At 38.7% G+C, this 16,426-nt stretch carries 15 protein-coding genes; 5 read left to right on the top strand and 10 right to left on the bottom strand.

The features are described 5' to 3' along the window. Position 1: 1 nt before the first annotated feature. Positions 2 to 1,204 (bottom strand): Ger(x)C family spore germination protein, encoded by a 1,203-nt coding sequence (locus MKZ18_RS06900; protein ID WP_144593627.1) that lies wholly within the window; start codon positions 1,202 to 1,204, stop codon positions 2 to 4. A 22-nt stretch (positions 1,205 to 1,226) separates the two neighbouring features. Next, positions 1,227 to 2,810 (bottom strand): spore germination protein, encoded by a 1,584-nt coding sequence (locus tag MKZ18_RS06895; protein ID WP_144593628.1) that lies wholly within the window; start codon positions 2,808 to 2,810, stop codon positions 1,227 to 1,229. Between the two features lie 246 nt (positions 2,811 to 3,056). On the opposite strand from MKZ18_RS06895, the gene MKZ18_RS06890 reads away from it, so the two are divergent. Further along, positions 3,057 to 3,776 (top strand): 3-ketoacyl-ACP reductase, encoded by a 720-nt coding sequence (locus MKZ18_RS06890; protein ID WP_061786151.1) that lies wholly within the window; start codon positions 3,057 to 3,059, stop codon positions 3,774 to 3,776. A 40-nt stretch (positions 3,777 to 3,816) separates the two neighbouring features. On the opposite strand, the gene MKZ18_RS06885 is transcribed toward MKZ18_RS06890, so the two are convergent. The 3 genes from MKZ18_RS06885 to nhaC all read right to left on the bottom strand — a co-directional run bounded on the left by MKZ18_RS06885 (position 3,817) and on the right by nhaC (position 6,564). Beyond that, positions 3,817 to 3,948 carry a DUF6254 family protein gene (locus MKZ18_RS06885; RefSeq protein WP_220387661.1) on the bottom strand — a complete coding sequence of 44 codons (132 nt, stop codon included), beginning with the start codon at positions 3,946 to 3,948 and terminating at the stop codon, positions 3,817 to 3,819. A 70-nt stretch (positions 3,949 to 4,018) separates the two neighbouring features. Then, on the bottom strand, positions 4,019 to 4,897 hold the full coding sequence (locus MKZ18_RS06880; RefSeq protein WP_061786150.1) for an alpha/beta hydrolase family protein: 879 nt from the start codon (positions 4,895 to 4,897) through the stop codon (positions 4,019 to 4,021). 293 nt (positions 4,898 to 5,190) lie between these two features. Continuing rightward, the gene (gene nhaC / locus MKZ18_RS06875) at positions 5,191 to 6,564 is read right to left on the bottom strand and encodes a Na+/H+ antiporter NhaC (protein WP_144593629.1); all 1,374 of its coding nucleotides are present in this window, start codon (positions 6,562 to 6,564) and stop codon (positions 5,191 to 5,193) included. Between the two features lie 350 nt (positions 6,565 to 6,914). On the opposite strand from nhaC, the gene MKZ18_RS06870 reads away from it, so the two are divergent. Together MKZ18_RS06870 and MKZ18_RS06865 are read left to right on the top strand one after the other, a co-directional pair. Continuing rightward, the gene (locus MKZ18_RS06870) at positions 6,915 to 7,355 is read left to right on the top strand and encodes a hypothetical protein (protein WP_340842654.1); all 441 of its coding nucleotides are present in this window, start codon (positions 6,915 to 6,917) and stop codon (positions 7,353 to 7,355) included. Positions 7,356 to 7,550: 195 nt separating this feature from the next. Further along, positions 7,551 to 9,689, top strand: a complete 2,139-nt coding sequence (locus MKZ18_RS06865) for an ATP-dependent Clp protease ATP-binding subunit (RefSeq protein WP_025908408.1) — start codon at positions 7,551 to 7,553, stop codon at positions 9,687 to 9,689. Positions 9,690 to 9,739: 50 nt separating this feature from the next. On the opposite strand, the gene MKZ18_RS06860 is transcribed toward MKZ18_RS06865, so the two are convergent. From MKZ18_RS06860 to MKZ18_RS06850, 3 genes are all read right to left on the bottom strand, one after another. Continuing rightward, complete coding sequence (locus tag MKZ18_RS06860; RefSeq protein ID WP_025908407.1) at positions 9,740 to 10,012, bottom strand: hypothetical protein; 273 nt, start codon at positions 10,010 to 10,012, stop codon at positions 9,740 to 9,742. Between the two features lie 204 nt (positions 10,013 to 10,216). Then, positions 10,217 to 11,911, bottom strand: coding sequence for a M3 family oligoendopeptidase (locus tag MKZ18_RS06855; protein WP_025908406.1), 1,695 nt, complete (start codon positions 11,909 to 11,911; stop codon positions 10,217 to 10,219). 126 nt (positions 11,912 to 12,037) lie between these two features. Further along, complete coding sequence (locus tag MKZ18_RS06850) at positions 12,038 to 12,502, bottom strand: MarR family winged helix-turn-helix transcriptional regulator (protein ID WP_025908405.1); 465 nt, start codon at positions 12,500 to 12,502, stop codon at positions 12,038 to 12,040. Between the two features lie 143 nt (positions 12,503 to 12,645). Between MKZ18_RS06850 and MKZ18_RS06845 the strand changes: the two genes are divergently transcribed. Then, positions 12,646 to 13,416: a DUF4931 domain-containing protein gene (locus MKZ18_RS06845; protein WP_061786600.1), complete on the top strand. Its 771-nt coding sequence runs from the start codon at positions 12,646 to 12,648 to the stop codon at positions 13,414 to 13,416. Between the two features lie 438 nt (positions 13,417 to 13,854). Then, complete coding sequence (locus MKZ18_RS06840) at positions 13,855 to 14,586, top strand: ZIP family metal transporter (RefSeq protein WP_061785071.1); 732 nt, start codon at positions 13,855 to 13,857, stop codon at positions 14,584 to 14,586. Positions 14,587 to 14,635: 49 nt separating this feature from the next. Here the strand turns inward: MKZ18_RS06840 and MKZ18_RS06835 are convergent, their stop codons facing one another. Both MKZ18_RS06835 and MKZ18_RS06830 read right to left on the bottom strand, forming a co-directional pair. Beyond that, on the bottom strand, positions 14,636 to 14,875 hold the full coding sequence (locus tag MKZ18_RS06835; RefSeq protein WP_061785072.1) for an aspartyl-phosphate phosphatase Spo0E family protein: 240 nt from the start codon (positions 14,873 to 14,875) through the stop codon (positions 14,636 to 14,638). A gap of 240 nt (positions 14,876 to 15,115) precedes the next feature. Further along, positions 15,116 to 16,240, bottom strand: coding sequence for an IS4-like element IS4Bsu1 family transposase (locus MKZ18_RS06830; protein WP_340842986.1), 1,125 nt, complete (start codon positions 16,238 to 16,240; stop codon positions 15,116 to 15,118). Between the last annotated feature and the right edge of the window lie 186 nt (positions 16,241 to 16,426).

Genomic DNA, 16,426 nt, shown 5'->3' with positions numbered 1-16,426 from the left:
ACTAATCCTGCATCTCTTTCATGTATGAGTTATTCAACGTTCCAAGTCGACGGATTTGCACATCTACTTTTAAGTTCACTTCTAGATCTGTCGCAAAGATTTCATCCCAGCGATTTTTCATCTTGTTCCAGTCCTTTACGTTTTGGCGGTAAAAAACTTCTCCAAACCCAAAGACATCACTTTGATATTCGTTTTGTGCTCTCTTAATTGCTCTTCGCATTTTATCTTGCACATCATGTTCCGCTTTTTTCTCTAGTTCAGTAATCATAGCAGGGTCCTGCAAGTTAACCTGGCACTCTACGTCAGCGATGTTTGCTTCTCCCTTTAAGTTCACATCAATAACAGGCTTTCCATCTTTCATACGGCTTTTAATATCCGTACTTGTTCGCAGCATCTCAACTCCAATAATGTCATGGGATTTTTCTTTTTTTTCACACGGAATAACAACGACCGTACTTTTTACATTTCCGGTAACATAGTTATATCCTTTACTTTCACTTTCATTAAACCACCCAACAAGTTCATCTCCTTTAAAAATGCCAAGACCTTTAAATTTTAGAATGGTATTTTGATTAACTCGCTGGACATTTGCCATATCTCCGCCCTTTTTGTGGTTACCTTTTACAAGAACAGCGGTTAACACAGGATGTTTGCCTTGACTCGTTAAGTTACTAATAAGCTCATTCAGCTTTACACCTCGCGTAGGCGCCCAAACTTTTTGTGACGTATCCAATGCAGAAAACATATAATTGGCTGGAATTTTTTCAATGGTTGTCAAGACATTTAAAACGGATGAAGCGCGTGAATTTTTTGCTACCACAACAAAATAATCGGTTCGCACCTCATGATCTCGCGCGAAAAAATCTAACACTTCAGCAATTCCGCTTTTTGCAATTCCTTCACTAAGAACAAGCATCCGTAAATGAGATAAGTATATTTTTCTAGGTGATTCAATTGTCATTTTCCGAAGAGCTTCCATGACAGAATCTGCTTCAATCGAGTACGTAGTAACCGAGGGACCATTCGACGGCGTTTGGGCTTGAATATCGCTCGGGTTAATAATTTGAACCGTTAACTCAATTCCATCTTTTACTTCGTCAATACCTACCGCTACGGTGATGGCCAATTCATTTAGCTCTCGACTACTCCAACAGCCTGATAGTGGGAGTAGACATATGCATAATACAAGTACGATTCGTTTCATGCTTATTCCACCTTTATAAAAGCTAATTCTCATCATTTGACCGTTCACGTACAACGTTTTGTTCGTTAATAAGCTTCGGTCTCGTATTCATTTTCTTTAACGAACGACGAATGAGCGCATCTTTTTGGTCACTACTTACAAATGGAGCCATTGGTGTCATATATGGAATACCAAATGAACGTAAACTGCACAGATGTAGAATCATTAAAATAAGTCCTAAAATAATTCCAAACAATCCAAATGTTGCTGCTAAAAACATCAAGGCAAAGCGAAGCATCCTTACAGCAATCGCCATATCGTAAGCCGGCGATACAAAGTTACTGATGGCAGTTATGGATACAACAATGACCATCGCTGGTGAGACCAACCCCGCCTGTACCGCGGCCTCCCCTAATACGAGCGCTCCTACAATCGAAATAGCAGAACCTACGGCTCTTGGCAATCGAATTCCTGCCTCACGCAAAATTTCAAAGACCACTTCCATAATCAATGCTTCAATTACGGCTGGAAAAGGGACACCTTCACGCTGAGCTGCAATGCTAACAAGCAAACCAAACGGCAGCATTTCTTGATGAAAAGTGGTAAGCGCAACATAAGCTGACGGCGTTAATAAAGCTAAGAAAAATGCGACGTATCGAATAATACGAATGAGTGTACTAATATCTGCACGCTGATAATAATCTTCAGCAGCTTGAAAGAATTGAATAAACAAAGCCGGGACTAATAGCACAAACGGCGTTCCGTCTACAAAGATTGCTACTCGACCTTCTAAAAGACCTGCTGATACTGAGTCAGGTCTCTCTGTGTTATAAATTGTTGGAAAAGGAGTATAATCTTCATCCTGAATAAGCTCTTCAATGTATCCGCTCTCTAATATGCCGTCAATATCAATTTTAGAAAGCCGGGACTTTACTTCTTTCACCACTTGCTTATCAGCTATTCCTTTTACATACATAATCGCTACGTCTGTTTGCGTTACTTTACCGATTTTCTGAGACTCCATTCGTAAATTAGGAGATTTAATCCGTCTTCTTACCAGTGCCGTATTGGTGCGCAGCGTTTCAGTAAAGCTATCTCTTGGTCCACGCACTACTATTTGAGCCTGTGGTTCTGAAATCGCTCTTTCTCCCCACCCTCTTGTACTAGCAATGATACACGTTTGATAACCTTCTATAAATAGAGCCGTATCACCTGATAAAACATGTAAGATGACGTCATCTAAAAGAGTCACCTCTTTAATTTCCCCAATTGCTAAGCTGTAATTTTTAATGAGCTCAAACATGTTCACAGCACCATCATCATGAACGAGCTGTTTCGTATGATTATGCATGATTGATTCCATGATAAACTCTTGTACGCTATCCTCACTCGCCAATCCATCAATATAGATAAGCCCTAATCGAAATTTCTCTTGAACTGAAATGGCAAACTCGCGGCAAACCAAATCAGCACTATCTCCAAGCTCTGCTTTCACCGCATTCAAGTTATCTTTTACGCTTTTTAACAGTTCAGTATCGGAAGATGAAGGTTCAGCTATTGGTTGTGATTCATTTTCTTTAGGCTTTTTAGATCGATTTTTTAATTCTGATAGTTTTTTTATTCGCATACGTCATCCTCCATTTTCCAAACGGCACAGCGTTCCTCTTCAAGTCCTTATAGTTTCTATCTATGCAGGAAATTTATTCAGTTATCTTGGTATTTTTAACCGCCTTATAGAGCAAGAGCTTTGACAATGGTTCTCTACATTTTGTAGGATTAGATGGATTGCTAATTTATTCAGCTACTCATTTAGCATGATTTGCAAACTGATTTTAGCAATAACGATAGTTTAATTAAGAAGGAGTGACGAAAGATGGGACAATCATTACAAGGAAAAGTAGCCATCATTACTGGTGCTGGTAAAGGTATTGGCCGAGCAACAGCGCTTGATTTAGCAAAAGAAGGTGTCAACCTTGGCTTACTAGCACGTACAGAAGCTGATTTACAAGCCGTTGCACAAGAAGTCGAAGCATTGGGTGTAAAAGTTGCTTATGCTACAGCAGACGTATCTTCAATGGAAGAAGTAAATAAAGCCGTTGATTACTTATATAACCAACTAGGTAAAGCAGACATTTTAATCAACAATGCCGGCATCGGAAAATTCGGAGGCTTTTTAGAACTATCTCCCGAAGAATGGAAGCAGATCATTGATATTAACTTAATGGGTGTCTATTACGTTACAAGAGCTGTTTTACCACAAATGATTGAGAAAAACGGTGGAGATATCATTAATATCTCCTCTACTGCTGGACAAAAAGGAGCTCCTGTAACAAGTGCATACAGTGCTTCAAAATTTGGTTTATTAGGTCTGACAGAATCGCTTGCTCTTGAAGTACGCAAACACAATATTCGCGTAACTGCTTTAACACCAAGTACAGTTGCTACAGAGCTTGCTTATAAGGAAAACCTAACAGACGGTAATCCTGAAAAGGTAATGCAACCTGAAGATTTAGCGGAAATCATGGTAGCACAGCTGAAGCTACACCCTCGTATCTTTATTAAATCAGCTGGTATGTGGTCTACTAACCCTTAATCTAAACAAACAAAAAGCCCCTCGATTAGAGGGGTTTTTATTATTTATTTTTATTTTTTGGCGTAATTTCTTCTGCTAATTCTTCAAATGACTTTACTTTGCCATGAGCTGGATTTTGCGACTGTTTACGCACATTCCATTGACGCTCTTGCTGTCTTTTTGATTGTGTCATCGTTCATCATCCTTTTCTATAGTGTTCCTTTCTAGGATGTGCGAAAAACGGACGAATATGCTTGCCACTTTTATTCAACCAAATGCCGTTGAAACCACTTGTCAATCTCAGCATTATACTGATTATAATAGTTACTTAGTGGGTGATCTCCGCCTTTGTATAAGACATATTTATACTCTTTGTTTTGTTCTTCAAGCTGCGCAACTAGCTTTTCTGCTTGCGTATGATGTACCTTTTTATCGTGATCTCCTTGTAAAATAAGAAGCGGCGAATTTACCTTATCGCTCCAATACACAACCGATCGACTTTTATATCGTTCAGGATACACCTTAGGATCTCCAACAATATCTCTTAGCACTTGCTTCATTTCAGAACCCCGTTGGTCGTAGAACTGAAACATATCCGTAATTCCGGATTGAACAACCACCGCATCAAAGGATATGCCATTTTTCATGGTTAAATACGTCATCATTCCACCGCGAGAATATCCAAACGCTACTTTTTGTTCAGGGTTTACATAAGGCAACTGTTCTCCCCATTTAATGAGGTTAAGGACATCATGAATATCGTCCCCGCCGTATGTTTCTACTCCTTCGCTTCCACCATTACCACGATATTGGGTTGTAACCACAACATAGCCTTTATCCGCCCATGATGATAAGTAGCGCAGCGTTTTATCTCGAATCATACCGTGCTCACGGTTCCCGCCACGATTATAAACTAGCAGTGGATATTTTTTATCCACAATGTCTTTTGGCTGTAATAAAAAACCTTTAACCTGCAACCCATCGCTTGGATATGTGATTTGATATATATCAACACTACTAGCATAAGGTGAAAATAAATGCACTTTCTCTTTATTAACATCGCCGCTTTCCGCTCGATAAAAAACAGCGGTTACGCCAAGTACAACGATGGTAAGTAGTACAATGAACCCCCACTTTTTCAAACAGAATCCTCTCCTCAATTACTAACTTTTATCTCTTTTTATGATGAGCCGTTTCTTTTTGCTCTACCCTTTTTAAATGTTTGCTAAAAAGGATTTTTGTGGAACCCTTCACAAATAGCTCTTCAACTAAACGTTATGGTTTATTGTATTACTACTTTCTCTTTTTTGGAAGAGAAAGATTAGAGCTTCTACTCACATTACCTCTAACAGCAAATATTAAACATGATTGGTACAATAAAAAGCTTTGAATTCTTAATAAGTAATTAAGAATTCAAAGCTTTTTAGACCATAAGTTATTTTTGTTTAGCAATACCAAGTCCTGTGTAGCCCAAAATTACAGCAAATATTGGACATAGCAGACAGAAAAATGCAAAAGGTAAATAATCGACAACCGGAACACCAAGTGTTTGTGAAATGAAAGCTCCACTTACTCCCCACGGAATTAATGGGTTAATAACTGTTCCTCCATCTTCTAACGTACGAGATAAGTTTTTCTCCTGCAAGTTCCACTTCACGTAAAGAGGCTTGAATGTTTGCCCAGGTAATAAAATAGATAAATACTGCTCGCCTGTTATAACGTTAACACCAATAGATGAAAGAACTGTCGAAAACACTACATCGCCACTTCTTCGCACTTGCTTAGCTAATCCTTCAATTAAAGCTTGAACAACACCAAGTTCACGCATCAACCCACCAAGAGCTAGCGCAATAATGACAAGGGACACTGAAAACATCATGGAGTCCAGTCCGCCTTTTGTGACAATAGCATTTACAATTTCATTTCCTGAATCAATTTGACCACCGCTTTGAAGAGCCCCAAGCATGCTTCCTAATGTAACAGTTGGCTGTAATAATACCCCTGTTATTACGGCGATGATAATTCCAATTACCAACGTAGGGAGTACATCAAATCGTTTAATCGATAGAATTAACACAACAAGCGGTGACAAAAGTGTTAGAAGATTAAGGTTAAACGTATCACCTAATGCACTTTGTACAGCTTCAATATCTCCATAGTTTACACCTGTTCGATGTGTGCTTATGCCAATGACCAATGCAATTACAGCCGTTACAATAATACTTGGTAACGTGGTCCACAACATATGGCGAATGTGATCACTTAGAGAAACGCCAACAATCCCTGAAGCAAAGTTAGTTGTGTCGGATAAAGGAGACATCTTATCACCAAACACTGCTCCTGACACAATGATTCCTGCAGCTAGGCCTGGATTCACCCCAATAGCCGTTCCAATTCCAAATAAAGCTACTCCAACCGTGCTAATCGTTGTAAATGTACTTCCCGTAAAGCTCGATACTAAAATTGTGATTAAAAGTACGCTAATTAAGAAATATCGCGGTGAAATCCAATTGAATCCATACGATAAAATAGTTGGAATCGTTCCGCCCACCATCCAGGCAGCAATTAATACACCAACAAGCATAAGAATTAAAATTGGCTTAACCCCTACTTTAATCCCTTCTACAATGCCATGTTCAAAAGTTTTCCACTTACCACCCATAAGTGCTCCAATGGTACAAAGCGCTACAATGCTAATAAGCAATGGAACATGTGGTGCTAAACCTAATAAAAATAATGATGCAAAAATAAGTCCTAATAAAACAACGACAATCCCAATTGACTGTCCAAATGTTATCTCTTTTTTCATTAACTTGTTCCCCTCAATCTCTTTTTCACTTAAACGCTTTTATGCTTTTATGCACTAAACATAGTTGAAGTATATGGGTTATTCCTACTACTGTCAATCGCTTCTCGCCAAAAAACAACATCGTCAATAAATTCCACTCTCTTTTCTATGTTTTGCCCAATTCTAACCGGGTACATTACCTATACTTCTTATTTATAATTATTAAAGGAAAAGGTGATTGGAACGGAGGATGTGAGACTCCTACGGGATCAGCGAGACAGCTTGAAATCCCGCAGGAACGAAGTGACGAGGAAGTTCAACGCGAGCCCCGTGGAAAGCGAGCAGTCCGGAGTGGAAATCACAATTATTCGTTGCGTATGCTCCTTCCTTCAAAACAAAAAGACAGCGAAGCAGGACTTGTTCCTTCTATTCCAGAAGCCTGTGATTGGAACGGAGGATGTGAGACTCCTACGGGATCAGCGAGGCAGCTTGAAATCCCGCAGGAACGAAGTGACGAGGAAGTTCAACGCGAGCCCCGTGGAAAGCGAGCAGTCCGGAGTGGAAATCACAATTATTCGTTGCGTATGCTCCTTCCTTCAAAACAAAAAGACAGCGAAGCAGGACTTGTTCCTTCTATTCCAGAAGCCTGTGATTGGAACGGAGGATGTGAGACTCCTACGGGATCAGCGAGGCAGCTTGAAATCCCGCAGGAACGAAGTAACGAGGAAGTTCAACGCGAGCCCCGTGGAAAGCGAGCAGTCCGGAGTGGAAATCACAACTCGTTGCGTGCATTCTTACTACATCTCATATAAAAGGTAATAAACAAACCACAAAATATTCTACTTAAAATAAGAAATAACTTCCAAAAAAAAAAATGTAAGCAAAACACTTGAAAGTCAAAAAAGGTCAAAGTATAATGAACTCACAAAGGTCAAATATAGTCAAAGTCAAATTGACTAATTGATCAATGATTACATTCATTTAATCATTCTAAGGAGGTCTTTTAAATGATGTGTCAAAACTGTCAACAACGTGAAGCAACAATTTATTTAAACGTACAAGCTAATCAACAAAAATCACAATATCGTTTATGCCATACATGTTATCAATCATTAATGAAACAAAGTAAAATGCCGTCTGGATTTGGAGGTGGGCACTTCATGAACATCGATGATTTATTCAATCAATTAGCAAATGAACAAGCCATGAATCAATCAGCTCAGCAGCCTACTCCTCAGCAAAGAGGTAACGGGGGTGGATTCTTAGATGAATTTGGTCGCAACCTAACACAAATTGCAAAAGCTGGACTAATTGATCCTGTTATTGGACGTGACGAAGAAATTGAACGCGTCATTGAAATTTTAAACCGCCGTAACAAGAACAACCCTGTTTTAATCGGTGAACCTGGTGTAGGTAAAACCGCTGTTGTCGAAGGCTTAGCATTAAAAATTGCAGAAGGCGACGTTCCTTCAAAGCTCATGAACAAAGACGTATACTTACTAGACGTCGCTGCTCTTGTAGCAAACACGGGTATTCGCGGTCAGTTTGAAGAGCGCATGAAGCAGCTAATCGCCGAACTACAACAACGTAAAAACGTTATCGTATTCATTGATGAAATCCACTTGCTTGTTGGAGCGGGTTCTGCTGAAGGTTCAATGGATGCAAGTAACATCCTAAAACCAGCGTTGGCGCGAGGTGAACTTCAAGTCGTAGGTGCCACAACGCTGAAAGAATACCGCGCTATTGAAAAAGATGCGGCTCTTGAACGTCGTTTCCAGCCTGTGATGGTTCATGAACCATCTGTTGACGAAGCCGTTCAAATTTTAAAAGGCATCCAAAACAAATACGAAGCGTATCACAACGTCAACTTCACAGAAGATGCAATTAAAGCTTGTGTAAATTTATCACATCGCTACATCCAAGACCGCTTCTTACCTGATAAGGCCATTGACTTATTAGACGAAGCTGGCTCAAAAATGAACTTAAAAGCAGGTATCTCAAACAAAGACGATATCGATAAACGACTAAAAGAAATTGCTGTGGAAAAAGAAACAGCTTTAAAAGAAGAAAAGTACGAAGCGGCTGCCAAACTTCGCGATGAAGAAGCAAAACTTGAAAAGCAGCTAAACCAAGAACAAGATAAAGCTGAAGTTACCGTTGAGCATATTCAAGCAATCATTGAAAAGAAAACGGGTATTCCAGTTGGGAAACTTCAAGAAAATGAAGCTCACAAAATGAAGAACCTGTCAGCAAACCTTTCCGACAAAGTCATTGGTCAAAGCGAAGCTGTAGAAAAAGTTGCAAAAGCAATTCGTCGCTCTCGTGCTGGGTTAAAAGCTAAGCATCGTCCAATTGGATCTTTCTTATTTGTTGGTCCAACAGGAGTTGGTAAGACAGAGCTTACAAAAACTCTAGCAGAGGAAATGTTTGGCACAAAAGATGCGATGATTCGTCTTGATATGAGTGAGTATATGGAGAAACACGCGGTGTCTAAACTAATTGGCGCACCTCCAGGATACGTAGGTCATGATGAGGCTGGCCAACTAACTGAAAAAGTACGTCGTAACCCTTATTCAATCATCTTATTAGATGAGATTGAAAAAGCGCACCCTGACGTTCAGCATATGTTCCTACAAATCTTAGAGGACGGACGTTTAACCGATAGTCAAGGTCGTACAGTAAGCTTTAAAGATACTGTAATCATCATGACAAGTAACGCAGGTGTGGGAGAAAAGAAAATTACGGTGGGCTTTGAATCTGAAAATGCAGCTCTTAGACATGCATCTGTTTTAGATTCACTATCTGCTTACTTTAAGCCTGAATTCTTAAATCGTTTCGATGCCATTATTGAATTTAATCACCTTGAACAAGAACATCTGGTTAAGATTGTTGAGCTTATGCTTCAAGAATTAAAAGAAACGCTTAAAGAACAAAACATCGCCCTACAAGTTACAGATAAAGCGAAAGAAACACTAGCATCTCTTGGCTACCACCCGGCATTTGGTGCTCGCCCACTGCGTCGCGCTATACAGGAGCATGTTGAAGACCAAATTACTGACCTTTTACTAACGGATGAAGAAGTCAACGAGGTATTCATTGATGTCAATGAACAGCAAGAAATCCGCGTCACTTCTAAACTGAAATAATGAAAAAGGAAAAAGCGATTCCCTTGGGAGTCGCTTTTTTTCTATTTGTTTTATTGATTATCTTCTTGGTCATCTGTTGATTCGTCTGTTTCCTCTTCAGCTGGTTCCTCTGCCTCTTCTGTTGCATCTTGATCTTGCTCTTCTGTATCTTCTTCTACGGCTTCTTCCTCAACTGGTGTTTCTGCCGGCTCTCCAGTTGTTTCTTCCGCATCTTCCGTTTGTTCTTGATCTGTCATGTCTTCTCCCTCTTCTGCACTACATGCTGTCATAAGCGTAATTGCTGCAAATGCTCCAAATAATTTGACTAAGAAACTTTTACTCATCGTACCTGTCCCCTTTCAAATCAATTGAGCCACTATGTACGTGCATCAACATGGCTCTTGAGATGATTATAGTTCAAAAAAAAGGAAAAAAGAGCGTTTTTACAGTCTTCTAACAAACTCTTTACACTATGCTCATTTCTTTATATTTCTCATTCATTTCCTTTACAAAGTAACAAAAAGCGAGCTGAAGTGGCTCGCTTTTCCTTACAATGATTGATCATCTATACTATTTAAATAAGCCTTAATCTCACCAACAACTGACTTTACGCAACCGTCTTCAAAAGGAGAAAGCAAATTGGCTTCTTTCACAAGCGAAGTAAACGACTTACTTCCACCCAGCTTACATAAGTGCAAATAGTCTCTCCATGCCTCTTCATGATTTTCATTATCTTTTTTCCAAAATTGAAATGCACAAATTTGCGCCAGCGTGTAATCAATATAATAAAATGGATCGTTATAAATATGGGATTGCTTTTGCCAAAATCCGCCGTTTTCAAGGTAAGCTTCCCCATCATAGTTTTTAGAAGGCATGTATTTATGTTCTAGCTTTCTCCATTCATTTTTTCGCTCTTTTGGCGTGAGCGTTGGGTTTTCATAGACAACATGCTGAAACTCATCAACTGCTACACCATAAGGTAGAAAAAGAAGGCCTGAGCTTAAATGAGTAAACTTATACTTTTGTGCGTCTTCTTTAAAAAAACTTTCCATCCACGGCCACGTAAAATACTCCATGCTCATAGAATGAATTTCAGCTGATTCATAAGTTGGCCAATAATATTCCATTACCCCAATATTTCGGCTTTGATATACTTGAAAAGCATGTCCTGCTTCGTGAGTTAATACATCAATATCACCTGAGGTCCCGTTAAAATTCGAAAAAATAAACGGTGCTTTATAACGTTCTAAAAACGTACAGTAGCCTCCACCCGCTTTGCCTTTCTTTGCAACTAAGTCCATAAGATTATTATCCATCATAAAAGCAAAGAATTCATCTGTTTCTGCTGAAAGCTCACTATACATCTTTTTACCTTTCTCAATAATCCAGCTTGCATCTCCTTTTGGGGTTGCGTTGCCTGTTTGAAATTCAAACGACTCATCATAATAGAGTAATTCGTCAACTCCAATACGATCTGCCTGTCTCTTTTTAAGTTCTTCTGCTAATGGAACAATTTCTGTTAAGACTTGCGCGCGAAATGCTTGAACCATCTCTGCGTTATAGTCTGTACGAGTCATACGTGCATACCCAAGCTCTACAAAATTTTTATACCCCAGCTTTTTTGCCATTTTTGTTCGTACTTGAACTAACTCATCATAAATCCGATCAAATTCATCTTCATGGTCTTTAAAAAATTGAAAGCGTGAAGTCGCAGCACTTTTTCTAGTTTCTCTGTTTGGTGACTGCATGAAAGGCTCCAGCTGAGCAAGAGTGCGTTCTTCACCGTCAAACATAATTTTAGCGGAGGCTATAAGCTTCGTATACTGAGAAGAAAGTCTGTTTTCTTGTTGTAAATCTTCAATGATAGACGGATGGAACGTTTTTAATTGGTTTTCAGCTAATGCAAATAGCTGCGTTCCTAATGCAGCCTCTAGCTCTTCGCGAAAGCTTGATGAAACAAGCGCTTCGTAGTATTGATGCATAAGCTCTTCATACAGAGGGTTGATTTCATCAAAATAATCCTGTTCGTTTTGATAAAACTCATCGTTTGTATCAATGGAATGGCGAATATAACATAAGTTGCTCATCGTACTATAATCTGTTCGCAACTCGTTTAATTCTTCAATCGCTTCGTACTGTTTTTCAATGGTTTTAGCTTCTTTTAAAATGCCAATGCTTTGTTTAAACTCTTTTTTCAGCTGATTTAAATCCGGTCTTTCATATGTATATTGATGAAATGTCACGTCTTTTTCCCCTCTCTTTTTATAGGCTCATTTATGTACTTCGTGATGATTACATAATCTCCTTTAAACAATCCGCAATCGCTATTTTCTCACACAAAAAAAGCATCAAACCGATGCTTTTTTGCTTTATTCAGACGGCGTATACTCATCTGCATAGTGTCCAATTTTCTTTAGTAGCGAAATGGCTACTTCTTGCTCTTCACTTGTAAGAACAGATAAAATACTATGAATGCGCTTCTCATGATCAGGAAACATGCTTTCAATCATTTCTTTTCCTGCTTCTGTAATTTGCGCATACGTGACACGACGATCATTTGGACAAGCTACACGCTCTAAAAAGCTCTTTTTCTCTAGCTTGTCAATAACATACGTGATGCTACCGCTTGCTAATAAAATTTTGCCACCAATTTGCTGAAGAGGCTGTTTTCCTTTATGATATAAAAGCTCTAATACAGCGAATTCAGTTGGGTTCATACCGTGTTGTTGAATAAACTTATGAACATGCTCCATAACGGAACGATTCGCTCTTGATAGAACAATGAATAATTTTAAAGATTGATCTAATTCTTCTCGATTTACTGTTGAATCCATTTTTATCAGTTCCTTTTTTAATTTATCTCGATATCAAGATAATACTAAAATCTGGTTAAAAAGTCAACGAAGCAAGCTAAACAGTAGATTTCTTCTAGTTGTTCTACTACAATAGATATAATTAGATTAAAAAGGTGAAGCTTATGAAACCATCTCATTTATTTTTTAATTCAGCAATTGGTTCACAAAAACCAGAAACCATTGTAAATCGTCAAAATCCTTGTCCATTCTGTGATGTGGACTCCTTAACAGGCATTATTGAAAAAGAAGATTCAATTATTTGGTTAGAAAACAAGTACCCAGTTCTCCAAAATGCTTACCAAACTGTGATTATCGAAACAGATCAATGTCAATCAGAACTATCAGAATATCCAAAAGAGCATTTGTATAAACTGTTTTCGTTTGTCACTACTCGCTGGCTACAGATGATTGAGAGTAAAAAATATGAGTCCGTCTTATTCTTTAAAAATCACGGACCCATGTCAGGTGGTTCTCTTCGCCATCCGCATATGCAAATCATTGGATTAAAAACGTTTGATACAAGCTCAAATATTACTGATGCACATTTTGAAGGCATCTCAATTCAACAAAATAAAGATGTCGAGTTTAACTTATCTACAAAGCCAAGAATGGGATTTTTTGAATTTAACATTGTGACATCGAATATTGAAGAACATAATAAAGAAGTAGCTGATTATATTCAAGCTGCTACTCATTATTTGCTTAATCATTTCCATCGTAGCTGCACGAGCTATAACCTGTTTTTTTATCAGTTGGATGATGGACGAAGTGCATGTAAAGTGATTCCTCGCTTTGCAACCTCTCCGCTGTTTGTTGGGTATGGAATCCCTCAGGTGTCAAACAAAATTGAAGAGATTGCAAAACAAGTTCACTCTCTTTATTTTTCAAAATAAGCAACAATGAAAAAAGAGGCTGGGACATAAGTAATTCAGCCAATGATAAACCTGAACGATTGAGAGTTTCTCACTTTTAATCGTTCAGGTTTTTTGGTTGATTGTGAAAACAATGTTGGAAACAGGGTGGAATGGAGCGTAGGACACTCGACTCCTGCGGGAAAGAGAGGGAAAACTGAGATCCCGCAGCGCAGCGAGGAAGCTCAGGTTCCTCCCCGCGGAAAGCGAGTGGCCGTAGCGCAATGGAACGAACGTATTCAGACAAACCAAAAAGATTGGAACAGCTATTGTTCGTCTCTTAGAAGCAATCATTTTGTTATGTCCCAAACTCTTTTTTCATATGAGAATATGAAAGAAGTTCTGCTTTCGCGAAAGAATAAAGAAGATTATAATGAGTGTAGTAATGATGTGGAAAGATAGAAGAAAAAGGAGATTGTTATGACAGACGTACTTATAGGCAGTATTCTTTCTGCACTATCTACAGGACTTGGTGCTGTGCCAATTCTGTTTATGAATCAGGCAGTAACGCACCGTTGGAAAGACGTGTTGCTCGCGTTTACAGCCGGAATTATGATGGCTGCTTCAACAATGAGCTTAATTCCTGAATCCCTTGCAAGCGGAAGTTTTTATTCGTTAGCAATCGGGCTTTTACTCGGGGTCATGACGCTTACAATTTTAGAACAAAACATACCTCATATTGACTTAGAGCATTCTAAAACAGGGATTCAGTTTGACGAAAAAGCTTTATTAATTATTGCAGCAATTACGCTACATAACTTGCCAGAAGGATTATCAGTTGGTGTAAGCTATGCATCTGATGCAGAAAATACCGGAAACCTGATTGCTTTAGCCATCGGATTACAAAATGCACCGGAAGGATTATTAGTTGCTTTGTTTTTAGCGCAGCAAAATATCAGTAAGTTCAAAGCATTTTTTATTGCAACATTAACAGGATCAGTAGAAATTATTACGTCACTACTTGGTTTTTATCTCACTAATTTTGTCGAGTCTCTTGTGTCGTATGGATTAGCATTCGCAGCTGGAGCAATGTTGTTTATCATTTACAAAGAGCTAATACCGGAAAGTCATGGAGATGGAAATGAACGCTTTGCAACGTATTCTTTCATCACGGGCCTATTATTTATGGTTTTTCTTATTAACTTCTTTTAAGGTACAAGTAGATATAGGGCAGATTCGAGCACAGCTTTGCTGCCCTTTTTTACGATTTTGAAAAAGACAAAAAGCGACTGATTGTTGCTGTAATGCTTGTCCGATCTTCTTCCTCACGTAACAGTTGTTTTTGATAAAGCGTTAAAAGTTGATCTAGCTCTTGACTACAGGTAATCGTTTCTTCACTTGATAAACCTGTTTTTTCACCAATCTCCACCATTTTTTGTCTTTTCCTCACAATTTGTATAAATAACGCTTCTGATTTACTTTGCTTTTTTAAACCAAACACAAGATCCTCTCCTATTAAAAGAAAAATTAGCCTATAACGCATTATTACAAATTCTACTAAATATGTAAATAGAGTCGCAATAATAGACATTTTTCCACTAGCGTCGCATAAATTTTAACCGAATTTTCTGTTTTCTTATTTTTCCTTTTATAAAGAAAAACGAATACTCTTGAACAGAGGTAGTAAACATCCATTTTTTTACTATAACTGTTGACGAGTGTGACAGAGGCGGGAAACCCTTTATGGGACCGCTTTTCCTGCGATTTTTCGTAGCCATAAGTGAGCGGATTTCCATGGAGCTGCCTTCAGTAAACGACTAATTTGTAAGTACGTTCTCGAACTATTCGTGTTCAGTTGTGCCAGTACATGCAGGCAATAGACAATCATCGCGATGTACACCTGATTATGCACGCCTTGTTCGCTTTGTGCGTAGAACTTTTTAATAGTCAAGTGCTGCTTCAGCCATTTAAAAAATAGCTCGATTGCCCAGCGCGACTTATATAACTCAGCGATTTCGTCAGCGCTTAAATCAAATCGATTCGTGATCAGATGCAGTTCGTTTCCTTTTGAATCGAGCACTTTGATGAAGCGAAAAGCGTTTTCTGCACGGTTTTGTGGTGTACCAATCAAAACCATTTCATCTGAAAACACAAGCGAGTCTTCAGGCAGTTTAAATGGCTCGATTACACGAATGACAGCGTTTTTTCGTAAGCGTGACACAAAGAAATACCCATCGTCTGTCATGCGGTCAAATCGTTCATAATCCAAGTAACCCCGGTCAAAGACGTACATGCATTCTTTGTCGTCAACGAGTACTTCCAGCTGACCACGATCATGTTCTTTCGCGTTTGTCAGCACCGCTTTATCTGGATAGGAACAGCCTTTTTCTGCGTAAACAAGACGTAAATGAAGCTTGATGCCCGACTTTGTTTTACGGAATTCAGCCCACTTATGGTTTTTCAAGTTCAATGGCAACGTACTCGAGTCGATAATTTTCAGTGGTGTTGTCGTTTCTCGGCGCTGCTCATAATGTGATTTCTCGTGAATTTGGGCAACTAAATCCAAAAATACCTGTTGGAACACTTCAGTCGGCACTTGATTTAATCGGCGTCCGAGCTGCGAAAAGCTAATCGCTTCTAAATGCGTCGCTTTTTGAAGGTCGTCAGAAAATAATGTCTCACTGACTGCACGCAGACTCTCGGTTTCATTGAGCTGAGCGAATACGAACAATTTCAAGAATGACGCAATGTGTAGCTTCTTTGTATAGTAATTTAATTGATAGCTTTCAACCAATTCCTCGAGTTTTGTGGAGAAAATCGGTGAAAACCATTGTTCAAATGATGTTTTTCGTGTAAACTTATCTATGCTTATTGTCCTTTATTTTGGATTTGGATGGTTTAGTACCTCCCAACCATTATAAAGGCTTTTTTATGCAAAGATAAAATTACTGAAAATTTAGATTTTTATAAAGCGCTGAATTATTTTAATGCGACACTAGTGACATTTTTCTTATAAAGTTTTTTTAGCCTAAAGAAAGAAAGCGTTATCAAC

The organism is Priestia sp. FSL W8-0001 (assembly GCF_038050335.1).
Lineage (GTDB): Bacteria > Bacillota > Bacilli > Bacillales > Bacillaceae_H > Priestia > Priestia flexa.
Note: the sequence above shows the minus strand (reverse complement) of the source record. Positions and strands in the feature narration are given on the sequence as shown.

What these genes read in the sequence shown, in the direction of transcription:
- MKZ18_RS06900 (WP_144593627.1), bottom strand. Translation starts at nt 1,204, where the DNA reads ATGAAACGAATCGTACTTGTATTATGCATATGTCTACTCCCACTATCA.
- MKZ18_RS06895 (WP_144593628.1), bottom strand. Translation starts at nt 2,810, where the DNA reads ATGCGAATAAAAAAACTATCAGAATTAAAAAATCGATCTAAAAAGCCT.
- MKZ18_RS06890 (WP_061786151.1), top strand. Translation starts at nt 3,057, where the DNA reads ATGGGACAATCATTACAAGGAAAAGTAGCCATCATTACTGGTGCTGGT.
- MKZ18_RS06885 (WP_220387661.1), bottom strand. Translation starts at nt 3,948, where the DNA reads ATGACACAATCAAAAAGACAGCAAGAGCGTCAATGGAATGTGCGTAAA.
- nhaC (WP_144593629.1), bottom strand. Translation starts at nt 6,564, where the DNA reads ATGAAAAAAGAGATAACATTTGGACAGTCAATTGGGATTGTCGTTGTT.
- MKZ18_RS06865 (WP_025908408.1), top strand. Translation starts at nt 7,551, where the DNA reads ATGATGTGTCAAAACTGTCAACAACGTGAAGCAACAATTTATTTAAAC.
- MKZ18_RS06860 (WP_025908407.1), bottom strand. Translation starts at nt 10,012, where the DNA reads ATGAGTAAAAGTTTCTTAGTCAAATTATTTGGAGCATTTGCAGCAATT.
- MKZ18_RS06850 (WP_025908405.1), bottom strand. Translation starts at nt 12,502, where the DNA reads ATGGATTCAACAGTAAATCGAGAAGAATTAGATCAATCTTTAAAATTA.
- MKZ18_RS06845 (WP_061786600.1), top strand. Translation starts at nt 12,646, where the DNA reads ATGAAACCATCTCATTTATTTTTTAATTCAGCAATTGGTTCACAAAAA.
- MKZ18_RS06840 (WP_061785071.1), top strand. Translation starts at nt 13,855, where the DNA reads ATGACAGACGTACTTATAGGCAGTATTCTTTCTGCACTATCTACAGGA.